At 29.1% G+C, this 20979-nt stretch carries 18 protein-coding genes and 1 other annotated feature; of the genes, 12 read left to right on the top strand and 6 right to left on the bottom strand.

Annotated features, from left to right (window positions below):
- The first annotated feature begins 72 nt into the window (after positions 1 to 72).
- From infC to pheT, 8 genes are all read left to right on the top strand, one after another.
- On the top strand, positions 73 to 585 hold the full coding sequence (gene infC, locus FQB35_RS09265; protein WP_148810813.1) for a translation initiation factor IF-3: 513 nt from the start codon (positions 73 to 75) through the stop codon (positions 583 to 585).
- A gap of 23 nt (positions 586 to 608) precedes the next feature.
- Positions 609 to 806: a 50S ribosomal protein L35 gene (gene rpmI / locus FQB35_RS09260; protein ID WP_148809654.1), complete on the top strand. Its 198-nt coding sequence runs from the start codon at positions 609 to 611 to the stop codon at positions 804 to 806.
- Positions 807 to 834: 28 nt separating this feature from the next.
- Entirely contained in the window at positions 835 to 1194 is a 360-nt protein-coding gene (gene rplT / locus FQB35_RS09255) for a 50S ribosomal protein L20 (RefSeq protein WP_148809653.1), read from the top strand.
- Between the two features lie 168 nt (positions 1195 to 1362).
- Positions 1363 to 2718, top strand: coding sequence for a TrkH family potassium uptake protein (locus FQB35_RS09250; RefSeq protein WP_231701899.1), 1356 nt, complete (start codon positions 1363 to 1365; stop codon positions 2716 to 2718).
- A 12-nt stretch (positions 2719 to 2730) separates the two neighbouring features.
- Entirely contained in the window at positions 2731 to 3381 is a 651-nt protein-coding gene (locus tag FQB35_RS09245) for a potassium channel family protein (protein ID WP_148809652.1), read from the top strand.
- A gap of 17 nt (positions 3382 to 3398) precedes the next feature.
- Positions 3399 to 4211: a 23S rRNA (guanosine(2251)-2'-O)-methyltransferase RlmB gene (gene rlmB, locus FQB35_RS09240; protein ID WP_333473029.1), complete on the top strand. Its 813-nt coding sequence runs from the start codon at positions 3399 to 3401 to the stop codon at positions 4209 to 4211.
- 195 nt (positions 4212 to 4406) lie between these two features.
- Positions 4407 to 4626, top strand: a binding site (T-box leader).
- Between the two features lie 68 nt (positions 4627 to 4694).
- Positions 4695 to 5714 carry a phenylalanine--tRNA ligase subunit alpha gene (pheS, locus tag FQB35_RS09230; RefSeq protein ID WP_148809651.1) on the top strand — a complete coding sequence of 340 codons (1020 nt, stop codon included), beginning with the start codon at positions 4695 to 4697 and terminating at the stop codon, positions 5712 to 5714.
- A 21-nt stretch (positions 5715 to 5735) separates the two neighbouring features.
- The gene (gene pheT, locus FQB35_RS09225; protein ID WP_148809650.1) at positions 5736 to 8132 is read left to right on the top strand and encodes a phenylalanine--tRNA ligase subunit beta; all 2397 of its coding nucleotides are present in this window, start codon (positions 5736 to 5738) and stop codon (positions 8130 to 8132) included.
- A gap of 109 nt (positions 8133 to 8241) precedes the next feature.
- On the opposite strand, the gene FQB35_RS09220 is transcribed toward pheT, so the two are convergent.
- Genes FQB35_RS09220 through FQB35_RS09200 form a run of 5 tightly spaced genes read right to left on the bottom strand, consistent with a single transcriptional unit; the run spans position 8242 to position 14700 of the window.
- On the bottom strand, positions 8242 to 11415 hold the full coding sequence (locus tag FQB35_RS09220; RefSeq protein ID WP_148809649.1) for a methyltransferase domain-containing protein: 3174 nt from the start codon (positions 11413 to 11415) through the stop codon (positions 8242 to 8244).
- The gene (gene rfbC, locus FQB35_RS09215; protein ID WP_148809648.1) at positions 11412 to 11987 is read right to left on the bottom strand and encodes a dTDP-4-dehydrorhamnose 3,5-epimerase; all 576 of its coding nucleotides are present in this window, start codon (positions 11985 to 11987) and stop codon (positions 11412 to 11414) included. Before rfbC ends, FQB35_RS09220 begins: the two co-directional genes overlap by 4 nt.
- A gap of 8 nt (positions 11988 to 11995) precedes the next feature.
- Entirely contained in the window at positions 11996 to 13048 is a 1053-nt protein-coding gene (gene rfbB, locus FQB35_RS09210) for a dTDP-glucose 4,6-dehydratase (RefSeq protein ID WP_148809647.1), read from the bottom strand.
- A 12-nt stretch (positions 13049 to 13060) separates the two neighbouring features.
- Positions 13061 to 13939 (bottom strand): dTDP-4-dehydrorhamnose reductase, encoded by an 879-nt coding sequence (gene rfbD / locus FQB35_RS09205; protein ID WP_148809646.1) that lies wholly within the window; start codon positions 13937 to 13939, stop codon positions 13061 to 13063.
- A complete protein-coding gene (locus tag FQB35_RS09200) occupies positions 13936 to 14700 on the bottom strand; it encodes a sugar phosphate nucleotidyltransferase (protein WP_148809645.1) in 765 nt (254 codons plus the stop codon). Before FQB35_RS09200 ends, rfbD begins: the two co-directional genes overlap by 4 nt.
- A gap of 164 nt (positions 14701 to 14864) precedes the next feature.
- Here FQB35_RS09200 and FQB35_RS09195 point away from each other — a divergent pair, with 164 nt between their 5' ends.
- Genes FQB35_RS09195 through FQB35_RS09185 form a run of 3 tightly spaced genes read left to right on the top strand, consistent with a single transcriptional unit; the run spans position 14865 to position 19193 of the window.
- Positions 14865 to 15503 (top strand): DUF6385 domain-containing protein, encoded by a 639-nt coding sequence (locus tag FQB35_RS09195; RefSeq protein WP_148809644.1) that lies wholly within the window; start codon positions 14865 to 14867, stop codon positions 15501 to 15503.
- A gap of 57 nt (positions 15504 to 15560) precedes the next feature.
- The gene (locus FQB35_RS09190; protein WP_168198299.1) at positions 15561 to 17366 is read left to right on the top strand and encodes a TPR domain-containing glycosyltransferase; all 1806 of its coding nucleotides are present in this window, start codon (positions 15561 to 15563) and stop codon (positions 17364 to 17366) included.
- Between the two features lie 48 nt (positions 17367 to 17414).
- On the top strand, positions 17415 to 19193 hold the full coding sequence (locus FQB35_RS09185) for a DNRLRE domain-containing protein (protein WP_168198298.1): 1779 nt from the start codon (positions 17415 to 17417) through the stop codon (positions 19191 to 19193).
- A 38-nt stretch (positions 19194 to 19231) separates the two neighbouring features.
- Here FQB35_RS09185 and FQB35_RS09180 read toward each other — a convergent pair whose 3' ends face one another.
- A complete protein-coding gene (locus tag FQB35_RS09180) occupies positions 19232 to 20086 on the bottom strand; it encodes a DNRLRE domain-containing protein (RefSeq protein WP_148809641.1) in 855 nt (284 codons plus the stop codon).
- Positions 20087 to 20365: 279 nt separating this feature from the next.
- Between FQB35_RS09180 and zapA the strand changes: the two genes are divergently transcribed.
- Positions 20366 to 20929, top strand: a complete 564-nt coding sequence (gene zapA, locus FQB35_RS09175) for a cell division protein ZapA (RefSeq protein WP_148809640.1) — start codon at positions 20366 to 20368, stop codon at positions 20927 to 20929.
- Positions 20930 to 20979: the final 50 nt, after the last annotated feature.

Genomic DNA, 20979 nt, shown 5'->3' with positions numbered 1-20979 from the left:
TCTTATGCATCCGCTTTTTAATTTGTATATATTATTTTCTGTTATGTGGATGATTATTGTAGGAGGTGTCACATTATTAAAGAATTAGAAATTAATGAAGCGATTAGGGACCGTGAGGTTCGACTAATTGATACGGATGGGCAGCAATTGGGTATTTTTTCAGGAAAGAAAGCATTAGAAATGGCTATGGAAAAAAGATTAGATTTAGTAAAGATAGCACCTCAAGCCAAACCGCCTGTTTGTAAAATAATGGACTATGGAAAATATAAGTTTGAACAGTCCAAAAAAGAAAAAGAAGCAAAAAAGAAACAAAAAGTTATTAATGTAAAAGAAGTAAGATTAGGGCTTAACATTGAAGAACATGACTTAGGTGTTAAAGCAAATCAAGCTATTAAGTTTTTATCAAAAGGTGATAAAGTAAAAGTTACTTTAAGATTTAAAGGCAGAGAAATGGGTTATACAAAATTAGGATTTGATGTTATGGAAAAATTCAGTGCACTCATTTCTGAGGCTGGAACTATTGAGAAAAAACCGAATTTGGAAGGTAGGAACATGATAATGTTCTTAGCACCAAAAAATGCTTAGATGATAGAGGGGAGGAAACAATTATGCCAAAAATGAAAACACATCGTGGAGCAGCAAAAAGATTTAAAATAACAAAAAAAGGTAAAGTTAAAAGAGCAAAGGCATATAAAAGCCATATCTTAACAAAGAAGAGTCCTAAGAGAAAAAGGAATTTACGTAAAGCTGCTATAATGCCAAAAGCAGAAGAAAGAAGAGTTAAACTATTATTACCATATGCATAGATTAGGAAGGAAAAGGAGGTAGAAAAACATGGCAAGAGTAAAAAAAGCAGTAAATGCTAAAAAGAAGCATAAAAAAATATTAAAACTTGCAAAAGGATATTATGGAGCAAAAAGTAAGATTTTTAGAGCTGCAAATCCAGCAGTAATGAGATCTTTAAGATTTGCATATATAGGACGTAAATTAAGAAAGAGAGATTTTAGAAAACTTTGGATTGCTAGAATCAATGCGGCTGCAAGAATGAATGGTATGTCATACAGCAGATTAATCAATGGATTAAAATTAGCTGGTGTTGAAATCAATAGAAAGATGTTAGCTGAAATGGCAATTTATGATGAAGCAGGTTTTGCTCAATTAGTAGATGTTGCAAAACAAAAATTAAATGCATAAAAATAGACTCTAGATGAGTCTATTTTTTTCATTCTTTATTCATATAGTTTTACTTATTTGTTAATAATATGTAGTGATTTATTATAAGGTTTCTTTAAAAACTACAAAGATAATGCTATAATAAATGCATAACAAAAAGCAGGAAGAATTTGGACAGGGGTGATAATCATCGACATTAATAAAAGAATTGATAAATATAAACTAAACCCTGCACAGATACTTGTTTTAGGATTTGCTAGTGTTATTTTGATGGGGGGGATATTGCTTAGTTTACCCATTGCATCAAATAATGGACATAGTGTAGGATTTATTAATGCAATTTTTACAGCTACATCAGCAGTATGTGTAACGGGATTGGTTGTTGTAGATACAGGAACCTATTGGACAGTTTTTGGTCAAACGGTTATTATTTTATTAATTCAAATTGGTGGATTAGGATTTATGACCATGGCCACATTTTTTGCAATTATTTTTGGAAAGAAAATTACTTTGCGAGAAAGATTAGTAATGCAAGAAGCACTAAATCAATTTAACATATCTGGAATTGTAAGACTTACTCAATATGTACTCATTACAACTTTTACAATAGAGGGAGTAGGTGCATTGCTATTATCATTTAAATTTATCCCTATGTATGGTATATCAAAAGGTATAGGTTTAAGTATATTTCACGCAATTTCCGCTTTTTGTAATGCTGGTTTTGATCTAATAGGAGGTTTTAGAAGTTTAACTCCTTTTGCAGATGATTTATTAATTAATGTTGTGATTTGTTTTTTAATTATTACAGGTGGATTAGGATTTACAGTAATCGTTGAGATTTTACAAAAAAGAAATTTTAAAAAGTTTAGCTTACATGCAAAATTAGTTCTTTATATAACAGGTATTTTACTATTATTAGGTTTCGTAGCTGTTTTTATATTAGAATACAATAATCCTGATACATTAGGAAAACTAACATTTAAAGGGAAACTGCTATCTGCTATGTTTCATTCTGTCACACCAAGGACTGCAGGATTTAATACATTGCCAACGGACAAGCTTACGACAGCTACAATTTTTATAACAATGGTGTTTATGCTTATTGGTGGTTCTTCTGGATCTACTGCTGGAGGAGTAAAAACCACAACAGCAGGAGTTATTGTTTGGACAATTATTAGCATAATAAAAGGAAAAGATGATACAGAAGTTTTCAATAGAAGGATACCTAGAGATATTATTAATCGTTCCTTAGCAGTAGTAGGAATTGCTATGTTATTAGTTATATTTGTAACAATGATTTTATCAATAACAGAAAAGGGACATAGCTTCATTGAAATATTTTTTGAAGCTACATCAGCTTTTGGAACAGTTGGATTATCTTTAGGAATAACACCAAAACTAACATGGATAGGTAAAATTGTTTTATCCCTAACTATGTTTGCAGGTAGAGTAGGACCATTAACGATAGCATTAGCTTTAGCAAGACAGCAACAAAAGAATAAGGGATTAATAAAATATCCTGAAGAAAGAGTAATTGTAGGATAGAGAGGTGTTATTATGAAACAATTTGTGGTAATTGGTTGTGGGAGATTTGGTTCAAGTGTGGCAAAAACTCTCTATGGATTAGGATTTGATGTATTAGCAATTGATAGCAATGAAGATGTAATTCAAGGAATTGCTGATTCTGTAACACATGCTGTGCAAGCTGATGCCACAGAGGAAGCAGCTTTAAAATCTCTTGGAATGAGAAATTTTGATGTGGCAGTAATAACCGTTGGTTCTAATATACAATCTTCTATTATGGCTACACTTATTGTAAAAGAATTAGGCGTAAAATATGTTGTAGCAAAAGCACAAAATGAACAGCATGCAAAGGTTCTTTATAAGATAGGAGCAGACAGAATTGTATTTCCTGAAAGAGATATGGGTGTGAGAGTTGCACATAATCTTGTATCATCTAATATACTCGACTATATTGAATTGGCTCCTGATTATAGTATTGTAGAGATTTCTGCACTACAAGAATGGGAAGGAAATAATTTAAGAGAACTAAATATGAGAGCAAAATATGGGATTAATGTAATGGCTATTAAGCATGGTACAGAAATTAATATATCTCCTAGTGCAACAGATATTGTAAAAAAAGGTGATGTATTAGTGGTTATTGGACACAATGACGACATACAAAAGATAGAGAAAAAGGCATAGGTCGTGAGGTGGAATCTTTGATTAATAATATTTATTCCCATGACAATGCAACTATTAAGCATATAAGGCAACTTACAAAAAGAAAATATAGACAAAAAAATAGTCAGTACATAGTAGAAGGTATTCGTATTGTTAGAGATGCTATAGAAAATAATAAAAAAATAGAATGTGTATTATTTTGCGAAAAATTATATGAAACTAGTGGTGGAGAAGAATTAATAAAAAATTTAATAGAAAAAAATATAAAGATATATCAAGTACCTAATAAGATATTTATGGAAATTTGTGATACACAAAATCCACAAGGAATTATAGCAGTACTTCCTTATGAACTATATAACTTAGATCAAGTATTAAACGAAGGAAAGGGTTTGTTTTTAGTACTTGATAGAATTCAAGATCCAGGAAATTTAGGAACAATTATTCGAACTGCAGATGCTGCAGGATTTGATGCTGTATTATTAACAAAAGGCTGCGTTGATTTATATAACCTAAAGACCATTAGATCCACTATGGGATCAGTATTTCATCTTCCAATTATTAATGTAGGTGAAACTAAAGAAATAATTACATTTTTAAAATCAGAAAATATTAGAATAATAAGTACAAGCCTAAATACAAATAAGTATTATGATGAAGTGGATTATAATGGAAGAGTAGCATTTGTTATAGGAAATGAAGCGAATGGTGTATTAAAAGAAGTATTAGAGAATTCTGATGAATTAGTGAAGATTCCTATGATAGGAAAGGCAGAATCTTTAAATGCTTCTGTTGCTGCATCTATTATGATGTATGAAGCAGTACGGCAAAGAAGGAATCAGAAAATTTAAAAAATATTATAAAATGTATTGCATAATCCTTGTAAACCTCTTTTTGCTATGCTATAATGGATTAAAAGCAGATATGAAAAGGGGTGTGGGCATTATGATTGGTACAGCAGAATGGTTTTGGAGAGTTTTTATGTTGACCGGAAATATTAATGCCTATCTGGGTTATAGGGAATTGGTTTCAAATTATTAATATGGATATCAGTAATGATAGAGAAGAGTAGGTTATGGTTTGCTTTACAGAGAGGAAATGTCAGAGGCTGAGAGCATTTCTAAAATACAACATAACTGAAGTTCCCTCTTGAACTATAGAATTGAAAGAATAGTAGGTTCTATCGGTAGACGCCGTTAAGTCAAATAAGTGGTTGAATTTTTTCAACTATTAGGGTGGTACCGCGGAGAAATCTTCGTCCCTTTTGGGACTGAAGATTTTTTTATTTTGTAATAGAGAATTATAAAAATAGATAATTAGAAAGGAGTATATCAATGAAAGAACAATTACAAAAAATACAAAGTTCTGCACAGAGTGCAATAAAAGAAGCACAGTCTATGCAGGCGTTAGAAGATATTAGAATAAAATATTTAGGAAAAAAAGGAGAACTTACTGCTGTTTTAAGAGGAATGAAGGATTTATCAAATGAGGAAAGACCAGTAGTTGGGAAGATTGCCAATGAGGTGCGAGCAGCTATCGAAAAAGCTTTAGGTACTGCAAAAACAGAAATGAAACAAAAAGAGAAGAATTTGCGATTAGCAAGTGAAACAATAGATGTAACCATGCCAGGAAAAGCAGATGCATTAGGACATAAGCATCCTCTAACAATGGTTTTAGATGAAATAAAAGATATATTTATTGGAATGGGATTTAAGATTGCAGAAGGGCCAGAAGTAGAGACAGTTTATCACAACTTCGATGCATTAAATGCACCAAAGTACCATCCATCTAGGGATCTTACAGATACATTTTATATTACAGAAGATATTTTACTTAGAACTCAAACTTCTCCAGTACAAATTCGTACAATGAAGAGAAGTAAGCCTCCTATAAAAATTATTTCTCCTGGGAGATGTTTTAGATCTGATGAATTAGATGCTACACATTCACCAATGTTTCATCAAGTAGAAGGTTTAGTAGTAGACAAAGGCATTACAATGGCAGATTTAAAAGGAACACTTGATTTGTTTGCAAAGCAGCTATTTGGTATAGGAACAAAAACCAAGTTTAGACCACATCATTTTCCATTCACAGAACCGAGCGCAGAAGTAGATGTTACATGCTTTAAGTGTAATGGAGATGGATGTAGAGTATGTAAAGGAAGCGGCTGGATTGAAATTTTAGGAGCAGGCATGGTTCATCCAAATGTCTTAAAAGAATGCGGAATAGATCCAGAAGAATATAGTGGATTTGCATTTGGTATGGGATTAGATAGAATAACTATGTTAAAATATGGAATTGAAGACATAAGATTGCTATTTGAAAATGATATGCGTTTCATTCAGCAGTTCTAAAGAAAAAAAGGAGGAAGATATATGTTCGTACCAGTAGAATGGTTAAAACAATATGTAGATATAGAAAATATTGATATTGATAAATTAAGTGATGAGCTTGTTATGTCAGGTTCTAAGGTTGAGGCTGTAGAAAATTTAGGAGAAAAAATCAATAAAATTGTAGTAGGAAAAATTTTAGAAATACAAAAACATCCAGATGCAGAAAAACTGGTAGTAACACAAGTAGATATAGGAGATGAAGTTCTTCAAATCGTTACAGGAGCAAAAAATGTAAAGGAAGGTCAATATATTCCAGTGATTTTAAATGGAGGAAGACTTCCTGATGGTACAAAAATAAAGAAAGGAAAGCTTCGTGGGGTAGTATCTAATGGAATGATGTGCTCTGGGGAAGAACTGGGAATAGCAGATAAAGTATTGCCTATGCATCAAGAAAAAGATGGTATTTATATTTTAGATGAAGCTTATCCATTAGGAACAGATATAAAAGATATATTAGGACTAAATGATTATATTATTGAATTTGAGATTACACCAAATAGACCAGATTGTTTAAGTATATTAGGAATGGCAAGAGAAACTGCAGCAACATTTAATATTCCTTTAAAGAATTTAGAAATAAATATTAAAGAAGAAGTTGATAATATAAAAGATTATGCATCTGTTGAAGTATTAGATAGTGATCTTTGCAATAGATATGTGGCAAGGGTTATAAAAGATGTAGAAATAAAGCCATCTCCACAATGGCTGCAAAATAGATTAATGAAAGCTGGCATGCGTCCAATAAACAATATTGTAGATATAACCAATTATGTAATGCTAGAGCTTGGGCAACCTCTTCATGCTTTTGATCTAGAAAAATTAGAAGAAAATAAAATAATTGTAAAAAGAGCAGAAAATGGAGAAACTTTTACAACATTAGATGAAGTAGAAAGAAAATTAGATGAAGATACTCTTATTATTGCTGATGGAAAAAAATCTGTAGCATTAGCAGGTGTTATGGGTGGATTAAATTCAGAGGTAAGTGAAAGCACAAAAACTATTCTTATTGAATCTGCAAATTTCAGTTCTCATTCAGTAAGAACAACATCTAAAAAATTGGGATTAAGAACTGAAGCATCTGCAAGATTTGAAAAGGGAATAGATCCAAACATAGCAATAATTGCTGCTAATAGAGTATGTCAATTGGTCGAAGAATTAGGAATAGGAAAAGTAGTAGCTGGTGTTATTGATATCTATCCAAATAGAGCAGAAGAGAAAGTAGTTGAGGTTCGACCAAAGAGAATAAATGATTTATTAGGTACAAACTTAACAAATGAAGAAATGATTGATATTTTAGAAAGATTAGAGATGAAAGTAACAATTAAAGAAGATAAATTCCTAGTTACTGTACCTACTTTCAGATTAGATATTGCCCAGGAAATAGACTTTGTGGAAGAGATTGCAAGGATTTATGGCTTTAATAATTTAGGAATGACAATTCCAAAAGGAAACAGTCAAGGAGCTAAGACAAATGGTCAGATTATAGAAGAATTAGCCAAAAATACTTTAAATGCAGTAGGATTAAATGAAATTTTAACCTATTCATTTGTAAGTCCTAGAACTTTTGATTTATTATGTATACCAGAGGAAAGTTTTATGAGAAGAGTTGTAAAAGTAATCAATCCTCTTGGTGAAGAAACAAGCATTATGAGAACAACATTAATGGGGAATATGCTTGAAGTATTAGCAAGAAACTATAACCGTAATGTTGAGTATGCAAAGGCCTTTGAATTAGGAAATGTATTTATTCCAAAGAGTATTCCCGTTAATAGTCTTCCAATAGAGAAAAAAGTATTAACCATTGGGATGTATGGAAAAGAAATAGATTTTTATAGCTTAAAGGGTGTTGTTGAAAGATTGTTTGAAAGACTAGGTATTACTGATTATGAATATATTCCAGAAAAAAATCATCCAAGCTTTCATCCAGGAAGATGTGCAAATATTGTTTATGGAAACCATACATTAGGGGTTATTGGAGAAATCCATCCAGATGTTATGGAAAATTATAATATTGATACAAGAGTATATGTAGGAGAAATTGATTTTAATATCATTTATCAAATTACAAGACTAGATAGAGTTTATAAAGAACTTCCTAAATATCCTGCTATGACTAGAGATATGGCTTTAGTTGTAAAAGAGGATATATATGTAAAGCAAATAGAAGATATTGTAAAGGAAAATGGAAGAGAAATCCTAGAAAGCATTAAATTGTTTGATGTGTATAAAGGAAAGCAAATTCAAGAAGGTTATAAGAGTGTTGCTTACTCATTAACTTATAGAGCGAAGGATAGAACATTAACAGATGAAGAAGTAACAAAGGTGCATGAAAAAATCGTAAAAGAGTTAGAAGAAAAATTAGGTGCAACTTTAAGATAATAAAAAAGGTAGAATGGCTTTTATGCTATTCTGCCTTTTTAAAATGATATATTAGTAGAAGGTAATTTTAAACTGAAAGATGATGAAGCATTATTACTTATACAATTTTTTAGAATCGCAATAAAGCATGTATAACTTTATTTTTATAATCTGTATCCATTCGTATAACTGCTATAAATTTTTCAAAATAACGCTTTAATTCAATTTCATTCATAAAATGATTTACATGATCTGGATCATCGTATGCATATCCAAGGGGAACGGAAACTAACATAAAAGCTTTCTCCTTTACTTTTTTTCGAAGACCAATTATTATTTTCTTGGGTTTTTTTATATGTTCAAAAACATGAGATGCCCATACAGAATCATACTTAATATTTGTTTGTGCTTCTTGCATTACATCTTCTAATGAAAATGTCAAATTTTTTTGAATAGATGTCGGTTCACAGCTTTTCAAATAGTTAGCAATTTCAATAGCAATTGGACTTAAATCAATTCCATGTATTGTTTTTCCTAATCTTGCTGCATATATATCCAAGTGACCAGAACCACATCCAAAGTCTAATATCTTACCATTAATTTCTTTATAATAATTTAAAGCTTCTAGTTCAAAATGATTCTTCCAAAAAGATAATTTTAGTGCTTCTGAATTATAATAAAGCCTATTTATGAATACCTGATCATAAGGATTATTGCTTTTTAAACCATTTAAAATAATTTCTTTAACTTTATTAAATTGAATATCATCTTGACTTAAAACATTTTGTTTTTCAAGTAATTCTACATTACTTGTCAAGTAGTGATAAATATTTTTACATATATCTTCCCATCTAAAATGATCATATGCAAATTTTTGTATTGTTTTACAATTTTTTTTAAGATGTTTTTCTTGATTTGAGTATTTTACTAATAGTTCTGATAAATGATTTATATCATCTACTTCAAATAGATCTCCAAATTTTTTATTGTTTGTTACATCCATTGCTGGAAGTATATTTGATGAAATAATAAAACATCCATTTTTTGCGGCTTCTACATAAACCAATCCAAAACTTTCAATCCTAGAAGTTAGACAAAATATTTTTGCTTTTCTATATTCATTTTCTAAGATGTTTTTATCTGATATTTCGCCTGTAAAAATGATCTTATCTCTTAAATCAGGATTTTTTTCGAAAAAATTATTTACATAAATTTTAAAGCTATCTTGTATTGGGCCAATCATTTTTAGTTTCCAATTTTGGAGTTTATGAGCGACTAATCTAAAAGCTTCCATAAGAATTTCATTGGCTTTAACATCTAAGCCTATCCTTCCAACGGTAATGATTATATTTTCTTTTTCTGAATAGTCAACACTTTTATGTTTTGTGAAATCATAAAATCCATTTGGTATATATTCAACCCTTACTGGCCATTCTCTATTCATATATTCATATAAATACTTAGTTTCTACACTTATTAAGTCACATTTTTTCAAAATATTAAAAACAGAATGATTAAGTTTATGATTGGTTATATTTATATTAGCATCAAGCTTTAAATAAATTTTTCCATTAGGATTTAAAGTTTTATAGGTGTCTATCCATAGTAAGGTTCTTGTTGTTAAATGAAACAAATGTAAAATATCTATGGATTTAGCATTTTTTATTAAATAATTTTGCCCATCTTCAAGGGGGTTCCCAGTTATTTTTTCAATGAATTCTACTTTTAATCCTTGTACTTCCTTGTAAAGATATGGATAAGAACCATTTTTATAACACGCTATTTTAGCATTATAATTATAATATTTACCCATAATAAAAGGGATTATTCCAACATCTTTTGTTAAATGAACGTTTTCAGTTTCCGGAAATAATGTGACAAAATTCATTTTTGTTTTGTGTGATATATTTTCTTTCTGTGTATTTTTACGTATATCATCTTCTATTTTTTTAGCCTTTACAAAATATTGATAAAATTCGTATTGCTCAGTCATGTCTTTTCCTGTTATTGTATTTAACGAATTGATGAATTTCATATCATGTTCACTCTGTTGTAGAATAGATCCAGTAATTGTTTCGATTTTATAATTTGCGGTAGCAAACATGTTATTTATTTCATTTAAAGTAAAAAATCTAATATGTGTTTTATCTAGAAGTCCACTATTTTCATATCTCCAATTTCCATTTAATAAATTTTTAATAATACTATAGTGCATGATATTAGGGATACTTGCTAAAATGATTCCATCCTTTTTAAGATATTTTCTTATATTTTTTAATACGTTCCATGGATTATATAAATGTTCGAGTACATCTGCAAATATAATATAGTCAAAATATTCTTCTTCATAATGAAAATTATAATTTTCAACATTTCCCACTACAATATTTGCAAAAGTATTAGCAATCTCTGCAGCTTTTTCGTTTAATTCTATTCCATATAGATTAGCATTTTTATAAATATTTTTTATTTGAAGCAAAGTAGCACCACAAGCACAACCTATTTCTAAAACATTAATATTTTGATATTTTGGTTTATCAATTAAATCAATGATTTCATTTCTAATAAATGAGAAATATGTGGCATCAAAACCCCACTTATCCTGAAAAATTTGTTTGTTTTTGTTTAAAAGTTCAGTAAAGTTATTTAGATTTTCTTTCCAAGAAGTACTGCCAAAATGATGGATAAAAACATCTTTACAAAGCATTAATCGATATCCAGCTTTTCTAGTTCTGAAAGAATAATCATCATCTTCAAAATTTCCAGGGGAGAATCTCTCATCTAATAGACCTACTTTTTCTATTACTTCTTTTTTGATAAGCATACAAAATCCGATTAATTTTAATCTTTCTTCCCAAGCATCTTTATTAGAAACATTATTTTTTTTTGCAAAGGCTATCATTTCTTCAATATTTTTATATGAAGCATTTATTGTTTGATAATAAGAACAATTATTTGTAACAGCTCCTACAGCGCCAATATCATTAGAGCTATATAGACATGTAGTTAAATTAGAAAGCCAATTTGGGGTAACAATTACATCATTATTTAGAAGCAGTATGCTATCACCTTGGGATACTTTTATTCCTTGATTACAACCTTTAGGAAATCCTAAATTTTCTTTGTTAAATATAGTTTGAATATCTTCTTGATCTTTAAGCCACTGGACAGTTCCATCAGTAGAATGATTGTCTACTACAATAATTTCATAAGTATCTTTATCTGTGTATTTTCGAATGCTATCTATACAAAGTTTTGTATAATACAATTGATTATAAGTTAATATAACAATACTTGTTTTCATTGAGCATCATTCCTTATTATAAGGTTTTTGTATTCTTTAAAACTTATCCAACACTTGTCTTTATCAGATAATATAATTTCATGAATGTAATCAAGTGGCCAGTTAATGTTTATATCTGAATCGTTCCAAATAATACCATATTCATCTTCAGGATGATAAAAGTTGCTACATTTATATAGAAATTCTGCTTCAGATGAAAGGACCAAGAATCCATGGGCAAAACCTTCTGGGATATAAAACTGTCTTTTATTTTTCTCATTTAAAATACATCCATACCATTTCCCAAAAGTATTAGATTTTTTTCGCAGATCTACTGCTACATCAAAAACTTCGCCTTTTATTACTCTTACTAATTTTCCTTGAGGATATTTTCTTTGAAAATGAAGTCCTCTAAGAACTCCTTTTTTTGATTTTGATTGATTATCCTGAACAAAGACCATATTTAGTCCTGCTTTTTTAAAATCTTTGTAATTGTAAGTTTCTAAAAAATAGCCTCTTTTGTCTTCAAACACATTTTGTTCGATAATGTATAATCCTTTGATAGGGGTTTCAATAAATTGAAATTTATTCATTTTTTCACCTAATTTCCATACATTTTATTGTAGGCATCTTGATATTCTTTACTAGTTATATTATCAAGCCAAGTATTATTTTCTAAATACCATTGAATTGTTTTTTTAATACCTTCTTCAAAACTTGTTTTAGGCTTCCAGCCTAGTTCATTTCTTATCTTTGTAGGATCTATGGCATACCTTCTGTCATGACCTTTTCGATCTTCTACAAATTTTATAAGGTTTTCTGTTATAGTAGGATCAACATTTTTCTTGATATATTGAATGATTGTTTTTACAATATAGATATTTGTTCTTTCGTTGTGTCCGCCAATATTATAGATTTCACCCAGTTTGCCATTTTCAATAACCAGATCTATAGCTTTGCAGTGATCTATTACATAAAGCCAATCTCTAATATTTAATCCATCACCATAAACAGGTAAAATCTTTTTATTTAAACAATTATAAATCATAAGGGGAATGAGCTTTTCTGGAAATTGATAAGGGCCATAGTTGTTGGAACATCTTGTGACATTTACAGGCATTTTATAGGTATCAAAATATGCTTTTATCATTAGATCAGCTGATGCTTTACTGGAAGCATAAGGACTGTGAGGGTCTAGGGGTGAAGTTTCTGTAAAATATCCTGTATTTTCTAATGAACCATATACTTCATCTGTGGATACCTGTAAAAACTTTTTTCCTAGTTTAAATCCATTATTTGTTTCCCATGCAGCTTTCGCACAATTTAATAAATTTACAGTTCCTAATACATTTGTTTTAGCAAAAATGGAAGGATCTTTAATGCTTCGATCTACATGGGATTCTGCTGCAAAATTTATAACATAGTCTATATCATTTGCTTTAAATATATTTTCAATTGCTTTTTTATCACATATATCAGCTTTTATAAATTTGTAATGAGGGTGGTTTTTTACTTCTTTTAGATTCTCAAGATTTCCCGCATAAGTCAATTTATCTACATTGATTATTTTAATATGTTTATATTTTTTAAACATATATTTTATAAAATTTGAACCAATAAATCCTGCGCCACCTGTAACTAAATAAATTTTCATAGCAACCTCCTATCAAGAAAGAGTATTTAAAAAATCTTTTAATGCATCTTGCCAATATCTCATTGCATCTCCAATGGTATTTCTTAGCATCATGTGATCTAGTGATGAGTAGGATGGTCTTTTGGCAATAGGTTTATATGCATAAGAAGAAATTGGATTAATCTTACAATCTATATTAGCATACTGAATAATCGCTTTTGCAAATTCATACCAGCTACATTGACCATTACCTGTACAATGATAAATACCATATTCATCTGTTAATGCTAATTTCAAAATATGATAGGCTAGATCTTGTGCGTTGGTTGGATTTCCTGTCTGATCCTCTATAATCTCAAGATATTTTTTTTCTTTTGAAGTTTTTAGTATTGTTTTTACAAAATTTTTTCCAATTTGTCCATAAAGCCAACTTGTTCGAACAATAAAATACCTAGAACAAAATTGTTTTACATATTCTTCTCCTAAGTATTTTGATTTTCCATAAATATTTATGGGGTTAGGTAAATCAAATTCTTTATAAGGAAGTTTGCTTTTTCCATCAAAAACATAATCTGTAGAGATATGAATGAGCTTTGCATTTATTGTTTCACATGCTATTGCCAAGTTTCTAGGACCTAAAGCATTTACTTTATAAGCTAAATCTATGTTTGATTCACATCCATCTACATTTGTATAGGCTGCTGTATTTATAACTATATGTGGTTTGGATTTTATAAAATAATTTTTAACATTTTCTAAGGAAGTTATATTTAATGTATATTTACCTTCAGCAATTACTTTACAATGAAAGTAAGTTTTATCAATTTTGCCTAATGAACATTTTTTTTCTCTAAGCATTTCTTTTATTGTACTTCCAAGCTGACCATTTCCTCCTGTAATCAACACTTTCATAGAAATTTCACCTGCCTATTTTTATAATCTCTACTCAATATATGCTCTAAATCTATATCTTTGGCCAATATATTTGCATCAAGTAAAGAATGAAAAGTTCCTGCATCAGTCCACCATCCATTTAAGATATCATAGGTGAGAGAACCATCCTGTATATACCAATTATTAACATCCGTAATTTCAAGTTCACCTCTGTTAGAAGGTTTTAAGGTTTTAATAATATCAAATACTCTAGGATCATACATATAGATGCCTGTAACGCAATAAGTGCTTTTAGGTTTTTTCGGTTTTTCTTCAATATTTATTATTTTATTATTTTTAAGTTCAGCAATGCCATATCTTGTAGGATCTTTCACTTGTTTGATTAATATTTTTGCTCCTTTCTCTTGCTTTTCAAAGTTTTTAACATATTGATTGATATTATCTTCAAAAATATTGTCACCAAGGATTACAATACATTTATCATTTTTAACAAACGATTCACATAAACCTAAAGCTTGAGCGATTCCTCCAGGTTGATCTTGTATTCGGAAGGTGAAATTTACTCCATATTCATAGCCGCTGCCCAATAAACTTACGACTGATCCCATATGTTCTTTTCCAGAAATGACCATAATGTCTTTTATGCTTGCTTGCTTCATTTTAGCTACTAAATGATGAATCATAGGATATTTTCCTACTGGAAGTAAATGCTTATTGGTAACTTTTGTTAAGGGATAAAGCCTTGACCCAGTCCCTCCTGCTAAGATGATGCCTTTCATTACTATATCTCCTCCTAGAACCATATTGAGCTAAAGTTTTTTCTTCTAATACAGTATATTTTTGCTACTTAGTTTTGTCACACTTACAATTTGTTTACATAATATAAACTAGGATTAGGTAGACAACTTCTAATCTTAGATGGTATCAAGGGAGGAGGAAAAGAATGCCTAATAATATTGTATTTAATAATGTTGCTGATCAGTTAAAAACAAAGATATATGGGGATGATAGTGGGACAACAAGGGCTATAGCACTAGATGCTAGTGGTAAAATACTAATTGGTAGCTTAGATACAATTAATACAATTAATTATATAGCTACAGTAGACACCGTAAATAATGTAAGTTCAGTAGACTTAGTAGACACAGTAGCAACAGTAAATGAAGTAACAAATGTAAGTTCAGTAGACTTAGTAGACACGGTAGCAACAGTAAACTATGTAGCAGATGTACAAAAAATTACAGACACAGTAGATGTAAAAATTGTTAGCAATGACTTTACAGAATCATCTAGTGTAGTAGTTTTAGGTGCAGATGCATCAACGACAGTTTTAAGTATAGATACTTCTGAAAAAAATATGTATTCATACTATATAGCTTCATCAGGAGCAGCTACTGTAAATATACAAATATCTCCAACTACTGCAGATAGCTATTTTATAAATGATGCAACTAGTGCAGTCATGACTGCTAATTCTACGGTTGTGTTAGTTCCAGAAAAATTCCTCAAATATACAAGATTATACTTGCAAGCAGGTTCTGGAGGAGCTACTGCATCAGTTTATTTTAATGCCCATAACTAAGCTAATGTAGCTATCGGATTAAATCCGATAGCTACATATATGAAGGAGGGGATAGACTTGCTGTTAAGTTTATGTGTGATTGTAAAAAATGAAGAAAATAATCTTCCGAGATGTCTTGAAAGTGTAAAGGATATTGTGGATGAAATGATTGTTGTAGATACAGGATCTACTGATGATACGGTAAAAATAGCGAAAAGCTATGGAGCAAAAGTATTTTATTTTCAGTGGAATGATAACTTTAGTGATGCAAAAAATTTTGCATTAGAACAAGCAAAAGGGGATTGGATTATAACAATGGATGCGGATGAGGAGTTAAGTGCTTCTGATAAAGACAAAGTTCTTCCGTTATTAAATAATCCTAATATAGATATATATCTTTTTCAAACGCTAAGCTATGTTGGCAATACACCAGGGTTAGAAACAGTTAATAATTTAAATATTCGGTTAATAAGAAATCATAAAGGATATAAATACATGGGTGCAATACACGAACAAATATATAATAGCATAAATCCTATTAAAGAAAATAAAGTTGGAAAAGAAAAAATAGTAGTTTATCATTATGGATATTTAAGAAGTATTGCCCTTGAAAAGGATAAACCAAGTAGAAATATGAAAATTTTAAAGAAACTTTTAGAAAAAGATCCTAACAATAATTTTCACTTGTATAATATGGGGAATGAATATCTTAGATTGAGAAGATTTGAGGAAGCCCTTACATGTTTTAAAAGAGCATATAAAGATTTTATGCCAAATCTTGCTTATAGCCCAAAACTTTTGTTAAAGATGATTATTACTTTAGAAGAATTGCATATGTATGATGAAGAATTGAAAATGTTAAATCATGGGCTTCAGTATTATCCTAAATTTACAGATTTAGAGTATTTAAGAGCATGTTTGTTTCATCGACAAAAAAAATATTCATTAGCGATTAAAGGATTTAAAAAGTGTATAGAGATGGGAGAGCCTCCTTTAGAACAATATAATATTAATGATGTAGGTGGCTATAGAGCATATTATGCACTAGGGGAAATTTATTCTGAACTTGGGGACTATGATGAAGCTTACAATTATTACATTGAAACAATCAAGGCAAAGCCTACTTTTCATATGCCCCTTTATAATATTGCTAAAATATTAATAAAAAAAGAAAAAGATATAAATGTAGTAAAGACTAAATTAGAAAGATTTTTTGGCGACAATCTAAATGCAGGAGCATATATCAAACTTGGGGATATATTCTTTGGCATGGAGAAATATGATATTGCCCTTGAATACTTTTTAAAGGGGCAAGAAATTTTGAAAACAGATCAAAACATATATTATTATATAGGAATGAGTGAGCTTTATCTTAAGAATTACCAAGAAGCCTATCAATGGTTTGAAAAAATTAAAGAAGGAAAATATTATGAAGAGGCTATATATAAAATGATTCTTTGTGAAATTCTTTCTAATAATTTTGAGAATGCTAAGAAGTTACTTCATATTACAAAAAAAAATAAAAATGAGTATATGTATACTGTTTATAAATCCTTTAAAAACTTGGTAGGAGACAAGGATTGTGAAATCATTAGTGATGATCAAGAGGAATCTAAAATTTTTGCAGATATAATATTTATATTATTAAATATTCTTATTAAAGTAGCAACACCAGAAATATTTGAAAAATCATTAAAGCTTTTAAATCTTATCAATGATGATGAAGTTTTATTAAGGCTTGCAAAGCTTTACTATAATAATGGATATTATAACCTTGCATATCAGGAGTTTATAAGATCTATAAAAATGTTTAATAAAATAGATCAAGAGGGATTAGAGATGATGAAAAAAATTTCAGATAAACATATTTCATTCACGACCTAAAAGTTTAATTCGTATAATATACAAAAAAAATAAAGTGAGAGGATGAATATGATAAAAATAATAGAACAAAGACCTTTTAAAGATGCTGCAATTAATAGTTCTATGCCATATGAAAACTATGGAGATTATCATGTTTTATTTGTTGGGAAATATAAGTATCATTCTATTTATAGAAGTTTGCTGTACTTTGATTTGCCTGTTTTAGAGGAAGTAGGAAGGGTAAATAAGGTAGAACTTCTTCTATATATTGTTCGCAATGATAATCCATCCTTTAAAAAAATATTTCATATTTATAGAATAGTAGAAGGGTTTGAAGAGAATACTGTAAATTATTCAAATCAACCAATGATAGATGAGACTTTCCATCAAGCCTTTACGATAAATGAAGAAATGAATACTTATGTAAAAATAGATATAACAAAGTTTTTTAATAATTGGTATACTAAGATTTATCCTAATAATGGATTGTTGATAAAGGCTTTAGATGAAAATAGTACTTCTCTTGTAGCTTTTTATAGTAAAGATAATAATGATCGGATATATATGCCAAAGATTCAGATAGAATTTGAAAAATTTGAACAGAAAGATCCGATTAAGGATATAAAAAGAATAAAAAATAAAAATGTAAACTCTGAAATTTATTATAATATGGGTAATAAATATTTTGAGGATGGAGACTATAAAAAAGCTTATAAATATTATAAAGAAGGTTTTGAAAAATTTATATTAAAAGAAAAGTATAGTCCAAAGCTATTATTTAGGATTGTTACTACACTAGAAAGATTAGAGAGGTATGAGAAAGGATTAGAAGTCATAGAAGAAGGGCTTAAGCATTATATAGATTTTACGGATTTAATGTTTTTAAAAGCAAGAATTTTAAAAAAACAAGACAAAATTTCTCTAGCAATAAAGGAATTGAATAAATGCTTAGATAAGGGAGAATCTCCTATACATCTAAATTTTATTGAAGGAGCAGGAAGCTTTAAGGCATATGATGCTTTAGCAAAAATTTATTATGAGTTAAAAGATTATGATGAAGCTTACCATTATTGCAAAAAGGCATTTCAGATAAATCCTAGATTTACATCACCTATTTATACAATTGCAAAAATATTATTTAGTGAGGAAAGAGACATAAATGATATAAAAGAAAAATTAGAAGGTTTTTTTGGGAAAAATTTAGATGAAAAGGAGTATATGATTCTTTCAGATGTATATTTTGCACAAAGGAAGTATAAAATAGCCTATGAATATATATTAAAAGCTGAAGAAATGATTACGTATTCTTTAAAATATTTTTATAAAAAAGGCATGTGCTTGCTCTTTATGAAAAATTATGAAGAAGCATACAATAATTTTGAAAGGATAATAAAGGGAGAGCTTTATGAAAAAGCTATTTATAAGATGGCATTATGTGAAATATTAAGTGGAAATATGTATAATGCTACTAAGCTTTTGAATATGGTAAGAGATCCTGAAAACAATAACAGAAGAAAGATATATTATACTTTGAAAAATTTATTAGAAGGAAAAAGCTGTGATCCTATCAGTGAAGATCAAGAAGAATCGAAAAAATTTGCAGATATTATTTTTGAATTGTTAGATATTCTTATTGAGGCTACATCTCCAGAAAATTTTGAAAAGTCATTACAATTATTAAATCTAATTGAAAATGACGAAGTTTTGTTAAGATTAGCAAAGCTTTATTATAATCATGAGCTTTATAATTTAGCTTTTGGAGAGTTTATTAGAAGCATAAAGATTTTTAATAAAATTGATTTTGAAGGACTAAATATGATGAAAAAAGCTTTCATAAAAATAGAATAGGAACGTATGTGCCTATTCTATTTTTATTTATTAAATTATCATTCTTGTGCCTCATACCATATTCTAATTCTTGATGTTTTAGTAGGGTCTACATTTCTTGCTGCAATTCGTCCATACTTTGCAAATGAGTAAGGAACAAACCAAATCATTCCATTACCTGGTATTATTCTTGTTTCTGGACAATCATCAACAAAATCAATACCGTTTGGACTCATCTGATATTTCACTTCTACAGGGAAATTTCCTAAATTTTTAATATGGCATGTGACTGTTTTAGTAAGAGACATATTAATAGTAGATGAAAAACTATACGGTCCGTCTGTATTTATTTCTTCAATGCTTGAAACAAAGCGAGTAGAAGCGATACTTACTTCAGATTTTGAGGTGTAGATTATTTCTGCTGTAGGGGCTAAATTAGAATTTGTAACAGTATTAATCTGTTTATATGATTTATCTAGTAATTCATTATTTTTTATAATCAACCCATAGTTTATGATTTCATGTCTATACCACTTTGTAACCATCTCTGTTATATTGAAAGAATGAAAACCTACTCTTTTTATAAGCTTTGTTTCTCCTGATAAAGTAGAATAAAAAGATGGTTGATTATTCCATGTAACCGTTTGTAAGTTCCAAGGTTGTGATAGTGCATAAGGGGTAAATGAACTTGACATTAGTGTGCCTGCATACTGAACATATAGTTTTAGTGTAGCTTTTAATATTAAACATTGATCTGGGATTGATGAAACAGGAAATTTAAAAAGTATTCGATAAACATTATTTGTATTTTTTTTCCCTAAGTACATGCATTTACATAGATTAAATATTTTATTATTTTCATAGGAACTAATTTGAGCTACTTCTACTTGCGGATATATTTTTACAATATCCATATAGTTTCCTCCTTTGACATGGAAACTTTTTATAAACGAACAAAAATTTCACTTATTTCTGGTTTATATTATTCTAATAGCAATTATATTGTTCATGTTATTATGTTTTAGGTAAAATAAATCATATTTCCTTCTTTTGTAGTATTTATTTCATTACTGCTGTATAATATAATAGATTATATAAAAGTGAAATGAATTATTATGAGATAAAAGAAGGAAATTAAATATCTTTAAAGAATTCATATATAGAACTCCAATCATTTAAGAGGAGAGATATTAATGAGTGAAAAAACAAAAGTGATTGTTAGAATATATGGTCAGGAATATACAATGGTTGGCAAGGAATCTAGAGAATATATGCAAAAGGTTGCCAATTATGTTGATGATAAGATGATTGATATAGCCAAAAAAAGTAAAAAGCTGAGTACTGCAATGGTTGCGGTTTTGACGTCTTTAAATATAGCTGATGAGTATTTTAAAGTTAAACAAGAAATGGAAGACTTTAAGAAAGAAGCAATGAAGCCACTAGAAGAACTAGAGCAAACAAGAAGCCAGTTAGCAGCAACACTTACTGCTTTTAAGGAAAAAGAAATAGAATATATTAAAACTATTGAACAACTTGAAGAAGAGAAAAAGAATCACGTAACAAATGATGAATGTGAAAAATTAAAGAAAGAAATTGAAAGATTAAAATCGGAATTAAACTTAAAGGATGATGAATTAGAGAATATTAAAAGAGAAAATGAAGAGCTGCAAAATAAGATATTTGAAAGCCAGATTAAGTATGTGCAAGCTAGAAAAGAGCTAGATGCTTTTATTGAAACCTTTGATGAAAAGAAGTAAAATATAAAACTTTTTAATGGTATTATGAAAGTAGTGATATAATAATATTA

The sequence above is a fragment of the Crassaminicella thermophila genome, assembly GCF_008152325.1.
Lineage (GTDB): Bacteria > Bacillota > Clostridia > Peptostreptococcales > Thermotaleaceae > Crassaminicella_A > Crassaminicella_A thermophila.
Note: the sequence above shows the minus strand (reverse complement) of the source record. Positions and strands in the feature narration are given on the sequence as shown.

Coding starts and splice junctions, on each gene's coding strand:
- rplT (WP_148809653.1), top strand. CDS start 835: ATGGCAAGAGTAAAAAAAGCAGTAAATGCTAAAAAGAAGCATAAAAAA.
- FQB35_RS09180 (WP_148809641.1), bottom strand. CDS start 20,086: ATGGATATTGTAAAAATATATCCGCAAGTAGAAGTAGCTCAAATTAGT.
- rpmI (WP_148809654.1), top strand. CDS start 609: ATGCCAAAAATGAAAACACATCGTGGAGCAGCAAAAAGATTTAAAATA.
- pheS (WP_148809651.1), top strand. CDS start 4,695: ATGAAAGAACAATTACAAAAAATACAAAGTTCTGCACAGAGTGCAATA.
- rfbB (WP_148809647.1), bottom strand. CDS start 13,048: ATGAAAATTTATTTAGTTACAGGTGGCGCAGGATTTATTGGTTCAAAT.
- FQB35_RS09200 (WP_148809645.1), bottom strand. CDS start 14,700: ATGAAAGGCATCATCTTAGCAGGAGGGACTGGGTCAAGGCTTTATCCC.
- FQB35_RS09245 (WP_148809652.1), top strand. CDS start 2,731: ATGAAACAATTTGTGGTAATTGGTTGTGGGAGATTTGGTTCAAGTGTG.
- zapA (WP_148809640.1), top strand. CDS start 20,366: ATGAGTGAAAAAACAAAAGTGATTGTTAGAATATATGGTCAGGAATAT.
- rfbD (WP_148809646.1), bottom strand. CDS start 13,939: ATGAAAGTGTTGATTACAGGAGGAAATGGTCAGCTTGGAAGTACAATA.
- FQB35_RS09195 (WP_148809644.1), top strand. CDS start 14,865: ATGCCTAATAATATTGTATTTAATAATGTTGCTGATCAGTTAAAAACA.
- FQB35_RS09220 (WP_148809649.1), bottom strand. CDS start 11,415: ATGAAAACAAGTATTGTTATATTAACTTATAATCAATTGTATTATACA.
- FQB35_RS09185 (WP_168198298.1), top strand. CDS start 17,415: ATGATAAAAATAATAGAACAAAGACCTTTTAAAGATGCTGCAATTAAT.
- pheT (WP_148809650.1), top strand. CDS start 5,736: ATGTTCGTACCAGTAGAATGGTTAAAACAATATGTAGATATAGAAAAT.
- rfbC (WP_148809648.1), bottom strand. CDS start 11,987: ATGAATAAATTTCAATTTATTGAAACCCCTATCAAAGGATTATACATT.